This is a genomic window from Alteromonas sp. D210916BOD_24 (assembly GCF_047159385.1).
GTDB lineage: Bacteria > Pseudomonadota > Gammaproteobacteria > Enterobacterales > Alteromonadaceae > Alteromonas.
Genome location: NZ_AP038333.1, coordinates 3,608,369 through 3,620,325, shown reverse-complemented (window position 1 = coordinate 3,620,325; position 11,957 = coordinate 3,608,369). Strand labels below are relative to the sequence as shown.

The following is an 11,957-nucleotide window of genomic DNA, read 5'->3' as shown; positions in this document are numbered from 1 at the left end:
ATTTTATGGAACATATTCAACACATAGCCACTTCTCAAGGGACAGTCCAAGTAAACGCAAATGAAAGAGGGGTCACTGCGATTGGATTTGTCGACACTATTGATGAAGCCTCGCCGAGTGCGCTTACCCAAGAAGCATGTGCACAATTGACCGCTTATTTTGATAGAAAACTGAGGCAATTCGACTTGCCGCTTGCGGCGCAAGGAACGGCGTTTCAGCTGAAAGTATGGCATGCACTACAGCAAATTGGTTATGGTCAAACGGCCAGCTATTTAGATGTCGCTACTGCAATAGGGAACCCAAAGAGTGTGCGAGCAGTGGGCAGTGCGAACGGACGAAACCCCATTGCCATTGTAGTACCCTGTCATCGTATAATAGGCAGTAACCGAACCCTCACGGGCTACGCTGGTGGTCTAGAGAGGAAGCAATTCCTGTTGAATTTAGAAGGAGCCCAAGGGGTACTATGGCAATAAAAGATCTTATTTCGCTGCTGCTATTGGCAGGTATCTGGGGTGGTTCATTTATTTTCATGCGCGTTGCTGCACCTGAATTTGGTATCTATGTACTGGTTGCCATACGCACGTTGTTAGCCACCGCGGTTCTGCTTCCACTATTATTGCTAACTGGCTCAGTTGGCGATATCAAAAGGCATTGGTTAGCCATTGCATTGGTGGGGATGGCCAATACTGCCGTACCGTTTGTCTTGTTTAACTACAGCAGTCTTCACCTAGAAGCAGGGGTAAATGCTATTTTAAATGCAACTGCGCCTATGTTTGGCGCCATCGTGGCATGGTTGTGGTTAGGAGATCGTCTTTCTAAATCAGCCGTCGTTGGATTATTCATCGGGTTTGTCGGCGTGGCCGTTATTAGCCAACAAAAAATAGGGCAAGGCGATATTAGCTTTCTCCCCATTCTTACTGCATTGCTGGCGACGTTGGGCTACGGCATTGCCGCCAGTATGATGAAAAAATGGTTGCAAGGTGTTAAACCCTTAGTGGTTGCTACTGGCAGTCAAGCCATGGCAAGTATCATGCTTGCACCTTTTGCACTTGCTACCTTGCCAGCCACCATGCCAAGTACACACGCTTGGTTAAATGCCATTGCTTTAGCCATAGGCGGCACCGGTATCGCTTATATACTCTACTTTAAACTGATCGCTGATATTGGACCGGCAAAAGCAATTACCGTGGCGTACTTAGTCCCTCTATTTGGCATTGTATGGGGCGTGCTATTTCTGCAAGAGCATTTGTCAGCGCAAACCATTCTGGGTGGAGTAATGATTTTATTTGGCGTGGCTCTCACCACGGGTGTACTTAACAAAAAGCGGTTTAGAGTTAAAACCGCTTAAGTGTGGCTCACTCAATTAGCTGCATTCGCACCAGGTTGCTGCCGTCGCGTTTAGCTTGATAAAGGGCATCCTCTGCATGGGCGGTAACTTCATGCATTGCACGGGTTGATGCCGTGAATGAGAGGCCAATAGAGGCCGTTATCTGAAGTTCAGGGGTGTCGCTTGGCGGTGGCAGTGTAGCAATACCATGACGTATATTTTGCGCAATATCAAAAGCCACATGAGGGCCAGTGTTGGGCAATAGCACGATGAATTCCTCACTGCTCCACCTCCCTAAAATATCTTGTTCCCGCAGGTGGTCAGCTAAATAGGCCACCACTTTATCAAGTATATCGTCACCGATATTGCGTCCGTGGGTGTCCACTATCTCGGTCAATTCATCAATACTGATAAGCATGACGCTCAGCGATTTGTGTTCGGCTAACAGACTTTTGTATATCAATTGTAGATTGTCTTTTTCCGGTAGCCGAGTGGCATGACGAACAATTAACTCTGGTTGCATATCTTTTCTGAAGTAGTAGAGCAAATTGTAAATGAGCAGGAATAAAGAAAATACGATCACCAGCAAGGTAACCACACTGAAGATAAAGGCTTGAGAAATTTCTGCCTGGCGTGCTTCAAGAGGACTCAACAGAAAGACAGTCCAGTCAAATTGGTTGAGTTTGACTTCAGCAATTAAAAAGTCTTTTTGATCGATGGTCACTAATTTATTGTTCAGTGCTTGCTCGTTTTGAATGGCCAACGGCAAAGTGGCGTACCAAGGGAGTTCTGACAAATTAGTAAATTCAGAATAAGATGCAATAAGGGTGGGATCTGAAGACAGCATAATGTCTCCTTCACCATCGACGAAAAGAAAATCGTAACCATATTCCTGTTTGTATACATCGAAAATTTCGACAAAGCTCTGCAAGCTTTTACCTACCCCGAAAAAGCCGAGAAAGCGCCCTTGTTCATCGTGGATTTTGATGTCGATATAAAAATGGGTATCTTCCCATTTGCCGATGTCTGCTACGGCATCAACGGGATAATCGCGGTATTTGAAGTACCAACTCACTTCGCCTTCAATAAGGTTGATAATACTGCCGTCTGAATTGTATTGCTTGCGTGAATGCTCACTGGCGATAAAGAAAGACAAGCCAAATTCGCTTTCGAGGCGATCCAATGCTTTAAAAATAGCATCTTCATCTATCTGTTCTTTCACCATCAGGTCGACCAATTCGGTGGAATGGCCTAGTGCTTCAGAGATGTGTAGCGGCTTGAGAATTTGCTCAACAATGAGTGAAATTGCGGGCGACAGTGACTGTTGTTGCGCTCGACTTTGCTCAGCAACAATCTTCGAAATGCTAAAGTGAACTAATGTAACGATAGCAACCACCACTACCGCAAATAACACCAGAATACTTCTATGTAGAGTTCTAAATGCGTTCACAGACTGCGCATGCTCCCTTGCCTGACTGAACCTTACCGATTTTGTGAATTATACCTGCTGCAAAAATGATGTACTAGCGTGTTTGCACTAACTTTATACTAAATGACAAGGGAATGGAGGTTGTAAGGCAAGTAAATGAGACAAAATCAACCACTGACATCTGTTTTGACCTTGGTTAAACTAGAAAGTGTTTTTATCTCTTTCTCAATAAAGGAAATGTATGGCGCTCTCAGTGGTCATTTTGGCGGCGGGTAAAGGTACCCGAATGAAATCATCTTTGCCTAAGGTATTGCACAAAATAGGCGGTGTGCCTATGGTTCAACGCATTATAGATACCGTAAAAACATTGGGAGCTGACAGTATTCACCTAGTATACGGTCATGGAGCAGAGCAATTACAAGCTACAGTTAAAGAAGACAACCTCAATTGGTGCTTGCAACAAGAGCAGCTAGGCACAGGTCATGCGGTACAACAAGCAGCGCCTCATATTCAAGATGACGATGACGTGCTTATTTTGGTGGGAGATGCGCCACTTATTCGCGTAGAAACCCTCACTGCCCTGCGCGAAGTTAAAGCACACTGTGATTTAGCATTGCTTACTGTGGTATTGGATGACCCAACGGGTATGGGACGTATAGTCAGGCAGTCAGATAATATTACGGCGATTGTGGAGCACAAAGACGCCACTGAAGCGCAGCGCCAAATCAAAGAGATCAATACCGGTATGATGATGATGCGGGGAGCCGATCTTAAACGGTGGCTTGAAGCCTTACAAAACAACAATGCCCAAGGCGAATATTACCTGACCGATGTTATCGGTATGGCCGCAGCAGAAGGAAAGTGTATTCAATCCGCTCAGGTGGAAACACCCGTGGAAGTCGAAGGTATTAATAATCGTGTGCAACTAGCAAAGCTTGAGCGTGCACTTCAGCGTAGACAAGCACAGGATTTGATGACACAAGGCGTCACGCTAGCCGACCCTGCGCGATTTGACTTACGTGGTACGCTAACCACAGGCACCGATGTGATCATAGATATAAACGTCATAGTTGAGGGCACCGTAACCTTGGGTGATAACGTTGTTATAGGTGCGAACTGTATCTTGCGCAACTGTGCAATTGGTGACAATACAGTGATTGAAGCCAACTCGATAATTGAAGATGCGCAAGTGAGTGAAGATTGTACTGTTGGGCCTTATGCGCGTTTGCGCCCAGGCTCTGTTATGCATAAGCAGGCAAAAGTTGGCAATTTTGTAGAAATGAAGAAAGCCGTGTTAGGCGAAGGCGCTAAAGCAAATCATCTGACTTATTTAGGCGATGCTGAAGTGGGCGCTAATGCTAATATCGGAGCGGGTACAATTACCTGTAATTACGACGGTGTAAACAAGTCCAAGACACAGATTGGTGAAGCGGCGTTTATCGGTTCAAATTCATCATTAGTGGCGCCAGTCTCTATTGGTAAAGGAGCCACAGTTGGGGCTGGATCAGTGATCACCAATGCCGTAGACGACAACGCACTTGCCGTTGGCCGTGGCAAGCAGCGCAATATCGCCAATTGGCCACGACCTACCAAGAAATCATAGACCGTTTCACATAGTGCAGCCTTTACATATGCCTAGCAGGTGATAAAAGGCTACACATTCAACAAGGGCATGCTTTATCGCATTAGCATGTCTTTGTTCTATTCTCCCCAGCAATGAACCATGGGGCTTTTCACTTAGCAATAGCAAGGAGCATGCATGATATCTGTACTATTGGTGGGATTCGGTTTTTCAGCGAAAACCTTTCACCTACCGTTTCTCACCCACGCTTCTTCTTTTTCGGTAAAAGGCGTGGTGTCTTCCCAACGCGATGCAGTGAAAGCTGTACTGCCTGAGACCACGGTTTATTCTTCCCTTAGCGACGCATTGACAGACAGCGCCTTTGATCTGGCAATTATTACCACACCTAATCATTTACATGCCTCACAGGCGGGGTTAGCACTCAACAACGGTTGTCACGTCTTAGTGGAAAAACCCTTTACACTAAGCAGTGAGGATGCTGTACAACTGATTCAAACCGCTTGTCAGCAAGAAAGAAAACTGAGTGTTTACCACAACCGACGGTTTGATGGAGATTTTCTCACTATTAAGCAACTTATTGCTGAAGGTGAATTGGGCGACATCAAGCGAGTTGAAAGTCGCTTTGATCGCTTCAGACCCACTCCTCGCAATGGATGGCGAGAAAATGCGGGTGTTGGTAGCGGTATATTTTGGGATTTGGGCCCCCACTTAATTGATCAGGCGTTGCAATTATTTGGTTACCCAGACGCCGTAAGCGCCGATATTCTAACATTGCGTGAGGGGGGGCAGTCTGATGATACCTTTGACGTGACGTTGCACTATGCAAACAACATCGTGAAATTGGGTAGTTCTGCGTTTCAGGCAGGGCCAACGTTGCGGTTTGATCTTCAGGGCACTCAAGGTAGCTATCGCAAATTTTACCTCGACCCCCAAGAGGCACAATTACGAGACGGGTTGTCGCTAGACGACCCATTATGGGCGCGAACGCCTGACTGTGAACACGGCGAGCTTCACAACACGCAAGGTGCCAAAACCATTGTTACACAGCAAGGCCAGTACCTTCGCTTTTTCGAACAACTGGCCTGCGCCATTATCGATAACGAGCCATTGCCGGTGGACGCCGCTAGCGTTCTGCCAGTGATAAAAGTGATGGAACTGGCCATAGCCGCGAGCGAACAACAACAGACCTTGCTTTGTAGCTAAGTCGCTGGTGTCTAACTAACGAGTGGGTTTATCAGGCAATTCATCGGTTATTGACTTTAAAGGTGTTTCGTAATAACTTACACTGCTTACGAAATGTAATAAATTGCTTTCGTTTTGAAAGTTATGATGTGTTTTTTCAACCTCAATTACTTGAAGAAACGGCCTGATTAATTAAAAGTGACAAGGTTAATTAGTGCATTTACATCGGTGTCGGGCTTGCGGCAGAGAAATAACCTCAACTATACCAAGGGAACACCTGTTAATTGAAAACCAGTAAATCGGTCGAACGCAGACGTCATGAAATAGTAGCGTGGGTTAACGCTAACGGGCAAACGCAAGTCGAAACGCTTGCTGCCCACTTCCATACCTCTGAAGTGACGATAAGAAAAGACCTCAGCGCGTTGGCCGAACAAGGGGTAATTATCAGGCAATTCGGTGGAGCTATCCCCGCTGTACCTTCTCCTTCATCGCACGTAATGCCCATGGGAGCGAATGAATCATCCTGCGCCAGCCCAATGGGCAGGATTGCAGCTGAATTTGTTCGTCCCGGTCACAAATTAGTTATTGATTGTGGTACTACTACCACTTCATTACTGCCTTTTTTATCGGCAATAAACGATTTGGTTGTAATGACTAATTCGCTCTCTTCCGCCAACTTCCTGACTCAATGTAATAACGAGCCCACAGTATTGATGACTGGGGGCACATGGGATGCGCAATCCCAGTCATTTCAGGGCGCCATGGCTGAAAAACTCATCAGTGCCTATAGTTTTGATATCGCTTTTATTGGGGCGGCTGGAATAGATGTGGCGCGAGGTACAACGACGTTCAACGAGCTCACGGGTGTGACTAGGGCTATGGCTAACGCAGCCAGTAAAGTGATTGTTATGGCGAGTGCCAAAAAGCTTTCACACAAGATGCCTAACCTAGAGCTAGGCTGGCGTGATATTAACGTATTGATCACTGATCAAGGTATTAGTGAACAAGACAAACAAAGAATAGAAGAACAAGGTGTGGCAGTTTATGTTGCCTCATCTAGTGGAGAGTAAATATGTGTGGAATTGTTGGTGCAATCGCTGAACGTAACGTTGTTGAGATCCTGTTAGAGGGGTTAAAACGTCTTGAATATCGCGGTTACGATTCCGCTGGTGTGGCATTACTTCAGAACAACGGAACGCTAACCCGTATTCGTCGAACTGGAAAAGTTCAAGAACTGGCTGATGCAGTGGCGCAACAAGAGGCACTTGGTACTACAGGTATTGCCCATACTCGTTGGGCTACACACGGCAGTGTTACTGAGGAAAACGCCCACCCACATTTTTCTAATGAGCGCGTTGCCGTTGTACACAACGGTATTATTGAAAATTATGTCGCCCTCAAAGCACAACTTCAGGCTCAGGGTTATACCTTTACCAGTGACACCGACACGGAAACTATTGCGCATACAGTGCACGAAGCACTTAAGATGGGGCATAGCCTGTTGCAAGCGGTACAAGATTCGGTGAAGACCTTTCACGGTGCCTACGGGACGGTGATCATGGATAAAGATGACCCCAGTCGCGTAGTGGTCGCGCGCTCGGGCAGTCCTTTGGTTATCGGTCTTGGACTTGGGGAGAATTTTATTGCCTCAGACCAAATGGCGTTGCTGCCGGTCACCCGCCGTTTCATCTTCTTAGAAGAAGGTGATGTGGCCGAAATCACACGTCGCGAAGTAAAGATATTCGATAAGAGCGGTGTGCCAGTAGAGCGTGAAGTTATTGAATCGAACGTCGAGCATGACGCCGGTGACAAAGCGGGCTATCGCCACTATATGCTGAAGGAAATTCACGAACAACCTACCGTGGTTAGGAATGCCTTGCAAAACCGCCTTGACGAAAACGGCCTGCTTGATGGAGTATTTGGTGAAGGGGCGGATGCGATTTTTAGTCAGGTGAAACACGTGCAAATTATTGCCTGCGGTACCAGTTATCACGCCGGAATGACCGCGCGTTATTGGTTAGAGCAATATGCCAATGTGTCGTGTAACGTGGAAATTGCTTCAGAGTTTCGTTATCGCAAATCGGTAGTTCATCCAAATAGTTTGCTTATTACTATCTCACAATCGGGTGAAACCGCAGATACATTAGCCGCACTGCGTTTGGCCAAAGAACTTGGTTATATGGCGAGCCTGACCATTTGCAATGTACCGGGCTCTTCTTTGGTTCGAGAATCGGATCTAGCTTTTATGACCCGAGCAGGCGCTGAAATTGGCGTTGCTTCCACCAAGGCCTTTACGACTCAACTCACCGCTTTCCTTATGTTGACACTGGCACTGGGCAAAGAAAATGGGATGAGTGACGAAGACAATACAGCGATTGTGTCTGCGCTTCACAGTTTGCCAGCAAAATTAGAAGAAACGCTAACCATTACTCAGGGTATCGAAGATCTAGCCGAAGAATTTGCGGATAAACATCACAGTTTGTTCTTAGGTCGCGGCGATCAATATCCCATTGCGATGGAAGGTGCGCTTAAGCTCAAGGAGATTTCCTATATTCACGCTGAGGCTTATGCATCAGGCGAGCTAAAACACGGTCCATTGGCCTTGATTGACGAAGAAATGCCAGTCATTGTGGTCGCGCCAAACAACGAACTGCTCGAGAAGCTTAAATCTAACGTAGAAGAAGTGCGAGCACGTGGTGGCATCATGTACGTATTTGCTGATAAAGATGCGGCGTTTGCGGGTGATGACACTATGCGGGTAATAGATGTTCCGCACTGTGAAGCACCTATCGCACCAATTATTTATACCTTGCCGTTACAGTTGCTCTCATATTATGTGGCGCTTATTAAAGGGACCGATGTGGATCAGCCGCGTAATCTGGCTAAGTCAGTCACGGTTGAGTGATAAAAATAAGGAAAATGTATTTAGTGTCACATACAAACTAAGTTGGAAAGTTATAAACAAAGATGGAAAGTGACAAACAAAGTTGGAAAGCAGGCCTCAAATTGAAGGCCTGCTTTTTTATATGCAAGTTAGCTGGTTGGCAGCCCTAGTTTGTCAAAGAAAGCTCTATTTCTCTCTTTTGCAGCCTTAACGAGTTGGTCAAAAGTTATAACTTCAATGTAAGCATGAGATGGTTCGTTATATCCAAAGTAGCCCATTCCGTCCGAAGTAATCCTCAAGTTTGCTCTGCGACATCGCTTGTGCATCGACTCAGTTAAGTCACAAAGTACGTAGCAATAACCAGGAATGTCATTATTTCCAGGGATTGGGCGACCTGATTTAGTTGTTACTTTTCCCTCGCGAACTTTTTCCAAGTAACTTAATGCTTGGTCTATTGGATCTTTGTCTTCACCTTCTCGCATATCGTTGCGCATTGGCCGCTTTATCTCTATTACTGTAATGGCAGCTAAAGGAAAACTTGTTTGATCGTTAACTAAAATAGGGTTATCGAACACTCTTAGACTAAGTAAATCAGGTTCCTTTGTTGAGTCATTACCAGTAATGGGCATCGCTTTGAATGTTTTGTCGGAAGCCAAATAGTTGTGGAATGCCAAACGTTCGTCGATCAACCAAAGATTGCAAGAATCCAGCAAAACCTCACCAGAATCTTTACGCATTGGCATGATTAGTTCGTGAATCAAATCCTCACGGGCATATTTTCCATTATCTAAACGCTCAATAGACTTTTGCAGCAAGTCAAGAATGACTTTTCGATGCGAGACATAATTAGCTAAATCTGATTTCTTTAAGTCTTCAGCTCTTTGCAGATATTCACCAAGCTTCACTTTATATTCTTCAATATGATCCTCATTGTGAGGTTTCATGATGTCATGCCCGTCACTTACTAACTGGCTTTCTACTTCGTACCATTGTGCATGAAGATGTAACTCTAACTCTTTATCTGACTTATCGGGATCAACAACCAATAGGTCTTCAGGTATATAATTGGCAATAGGCCTGTAACGGGGGGCATGATTATTGATGAAGTCCTCTACTCGCTTTCGGCCAGATTTTACGTTTTCCGCTAATACATCTTTTAAGTATTCTTTTGCACGAGCTAAGACAGCTTCTCTAATATCTTTAAAGCTCACATCGTTTAGCATCCCTTCTACATCTTCGGCTATATCAAAAGATGTACGCTCACTTCGAACATGTTGATCTAGGTATTCTGACGACACATAGCAAGTGTAGATAAAGTCACCAGCAGTATCTGAAATTTTCCCATATAAACCAGGAAGTTTGCCCTGAATAGATTCTTCTTTAACAAGTCTATTAGCAGCGCAAAGAGCCAATTGGTGTTTTTTGTTAACCGACGCACGAAATTTTATGTGGGTCAATTCGAAAGCGTATTCACGAACTTTAATTGTTTCAGTGGATGCACTTGAATGCATATGTTCTTCTAATAGCTTAGCTAGGTCAAAAACTTCTCCATTGTCCTCAACCTGTATATTCGGTGCACTGCCTTGACGTACAAAATACCAGAGTACGTGTTCAAGCAGCTGGTTTGCGATGGATACGCCTTTGATAGGAGCTTGTTTTCGATAACTGTCATCAAAGCCAACGAGTTTTATCTTTGTACCAGTATGGCTTTGGGTCGCAGACGATACTGTTTCTTGGTGGACACCAAGTTTTGCATCGAAGTTGAACTTTCGTAGTTTAAGCTCACCTTCATCGCTTAAAAAGTGACTTTTTACTTCAACCAAATCAAAGACTTTTAGCCACATAAGTCGTCCAACACCACGGCACCCTTTAGCAATTTTGTGATCTGAATCGAGCGTCTCAAAAGACCTGAAGTTATCTTCATCAAAGCCACAACCATTATCAACGATAGTAAAACCGACTATAGGAGGTAAAGACTTTATATCTAGATCGAGGCTGTTCTGCGGTGAACGGTTAATCTGAAGTGTAACCTTGCGACTTGTGGTTTCCCCTTTTTCTTCAATAGATTGAATTGAATTCACTACAGCTTCGAACACTGGCATAAGACCGTGACTTTTTGGCAAAGATGTATTCCGTAAACGGCCTTTTAAATTTGTTTGCAAGCTCATAAGCTAGTGTCCTTGTCGCTATCGCTGTTATTACTGAGGAACTCGTGTAATTGTTTTAATTTGAGGAGTAGCTCATCGAAGGTAATAATTTGAACGTTTTTTGAATTACGGCGATATATCTCGAAAGACTTTATCTCGTCGTCATTCACTGGCAGTTTTCCAATAATTAAAATGCAATGCACTGCATAAGACTCTATATCATACAGTCGATTATTATTTTTTATTGTGGCGATGTTTTGTTGAAGTTGATAGCACTGATCGAGTACTTGAGTCACTGAACCTGTTAGCTCTGTTGATGCACAGTAAACAGAACCCCTATAGGCTGTTTTGTTCAACAATGCCGAAGACGGTTTCTTAATTTCAATCAGCGCAAGGTTATTTGTCATTCCATTTTTTATTAGGTAATCAGTAATCTTTTCACCGTCACCACTCAAGCGCTTTCCACCGACACTGGCTTGATCTGATATTTTTATTGCTGGGTAACCAAAAGCTAAGCTCAAAATAAATGGATTTTGATTAAACAATTCTTGCCATGTATCTTCTTTGGTTCTTTTATCAAGCAGCTCTTCATAGGAAGTAATCAGTCGCTCAAGTGATACAAGTTCGATATCACTTTTTAACTTAGCCAAGGTCACAGAGTCAGTTTGTTTTACCGCTGACTTGTCTTCTGTCACCATGTTCATGGCAGCCTGCTTATCACTATTCGTTATTTTGATCCTAAGCATTTTGCTAATCGCGTCGTTATTGGTAGGCAATGGTTTTTGCTCCACTCCTAATCGATAGGCAAGATGATTATATGAGGCTGCGGATTTAGTTATTCGGGCCACTTTCCTTGCTCTTTCGGTAATGCGATTACATGAGCGGCGCATTTCATCATAATCATTTATGTTTAGCTGAAAATACTCATACTCTGAATCGCCTGTTTCATCGGAGCCTATCACGATACACTGATGCTTCGAATGGTCCTCAATGGCGGAAATGATCGCTTGATACTCTTTGGTTAACCCTAAGCCATATCGGATATCTTTGATGAAGCCTGCTGGTAGCATCTGTAATACATCTATGACTTCTTCTTTCGAATATGGAGCAGTGTCTATGTCTATTTCTATGGTGATAACATTAATTTGATCATACTTTTGTTTTAGGTAGCCCGGATGGGTTGGCAAGGTATATATGGGGTAGACAGAAATGTAATGATCCTGACCACTAACTTCGGCTATTTTTCTTTTGTGCAGACTTAAATCTTGAGTATCTAATCCAGCATCCTTTAAATCACTAATACTTGGTGTGTAAAAAACCTCAGTACAGTTCGGAAATACTTCTTCGATATCAATATTCAAATCTTCAGGCGTAAAATCCCCTGGTAATAACCTCGCCATACTCCC

At 44.3% G+C, this 11,957-nt stretch carries 9 protein-coding genes; 6 read left to right on the top strand and 3 right to left on the bottom strand.

Features of this window, described 5'->3' with window-relative positions; translation table 11 throughout:
* The first annotated feature begins 5 nt into the window (after window positions 1-5).
* Window positions 6-473, top strand: coding sequence for a methylated-DNA--[protein]-cysteine S-methyltransferase (locus ACMCM8_RS15695; RefSeq protein ID WP_412723525.1), 468 nt, complete (start codon window positions 6-8; stop codon window positions 471-473).
* Window positions 464-1,348 carry a DMT family transporter gene (locus tag ACMCM8_RS15690; RefSeq protein ID WP_412723524.1) on the top strand — a complete coding sequence of 295 codons (885 nt, stop codon included), beginning with the start codon at window positions 464-466 and terminating at the stop codon, window positions 1,346-1,348. The genes ACMCM8_RS15695 and ACMCM8_RS15690 overlap by 10 nt, the downstream gene beginning before the upstream one ends.
* Window positions 1,349-1,355: 7 nt before the next feature.
* On the opposite strand, the gene ACMCM8_RS15685 is transcribed toward ACMCM8_RS15690, so the two are convergent.
* Window positions 1,356-2,777 carry a diguanylate cyclase domain-containing protein gene (locus ACMCM8_RS15685; protein WP_412723523.1) on the bottom strand — a complete coding sequence of 474 codons (1,422 nt, stop codon included), beginning with the start codon at window positions 2,775-2,777 and terminating at the stop codon, window positions 1,356-1,358.
* Window positions 2,778-2,997: 220 nt separating this feature from the next.
* On the opposite strand from ACMCM8_RS15685, the gene glmU reads away from it, so the two are divergent.
* The 4 genes from glmU (at window position 2,998) to glmS (ending at window position 8,425) form a co-directional block, all read left to right on the top strand.
* Window positions 2,998-4,359 carry a bifunctional UDP-N-acetylglucosamine diphosphorylase/glucosamine-1-phosphate N-acetyltransferase GlmU gene (glmU, locus tag ACMCM8_RS15680; RefSeq protein WP_412723522.1) on the top strand — a complete coding sequence of 454 codons (1,362 nt, stop codon included), beginning with the start codon at window positions 2,998-3,000 and terminating at the stop codon, window positions 4,357-4,359.
* 156 nt (window positions 4,360-4,515) lie between these two features.
* Window positions 4,516-5,541 carry a Gfo/Idh/MocA family oxidoreductase gene (locus ACMCM8_RS15675; RefSeq protein ID WP_412723521.1) on the top strand — a complete coding sequence of 342 codons (1,026 nt, stop codon included), beginning with the start codon at window positions 4,516-4,518 and terminating at the stop codon, window positions 5,539-5,541.
* A 263-nt stretch (window positions 5,542-5,804) separates the two neighbouring features.
* The gene (locus tag ACMCM8_RS15670; protein ID WP_412723520.1) at window positions 5,805-6,590 is read left to right on the top strand and encodes a DeoR/GlpR family DNA-binding transcription regulator; all 786 of its coding nucleotides are present in this window, start codon (window positions 5,805-5,807) and stop codon (window positions 6,588-6,590) included.
* Between the two features lie 2 nt (window positions 6,591-6,592).
* On the top strand, window positions 6,593-8,425 hold the full coding sequence (glmS, locus tag ACMCM8_RS15665; RefSeq protein ID WP_412723519.1) for a glutamine--fructose-6-phosphate transaminase (isomerizing): 1,833 nt from the start codon (window positions 6,593-6,595) through the stop codon (window positions 8,423-8,425).
* Window positions 8,426-8,553: 128 nt separating this feature from the next.
* Here glmS and ACMCM8_RS15660 read toward each other — a convergent pair whose 3' ends face one another.
* Both ACMCM8_RS15660 and ACMCM8_RS15655 read right to left on the bottom strand, forming a co-directional pair.
* Window positions 8,554-10,572, bottom strand: coding sequence for an ATP-binding protein (locus ACMCM8_RS15660; RefSeq protein ID WP_412723518.1), 2,019 nt, complete (start codon window positions 10,570-10,572; stop codon window positions 8,554-8,556).
* Window positions 10,569-11,951 (bottom strand): Shedu immune nuclease family protein, encoded by a 1,383-nt coding sequence (locus ACMCM8_RS15655; RefSeq protein WP_412723517.1) that lies wholly within the window; start codon window positions 11,949-11,951, stop codon window positions 10,569-10,571. The genes ACMCM8_RS15660 and ACMCM8_RS15655 overlap by 4 nt, the downstream gene beginning before the upstream one ends.
* Between the last annotated feature and the right edge of the window lie 6 nt (window positions 11,952-11,957).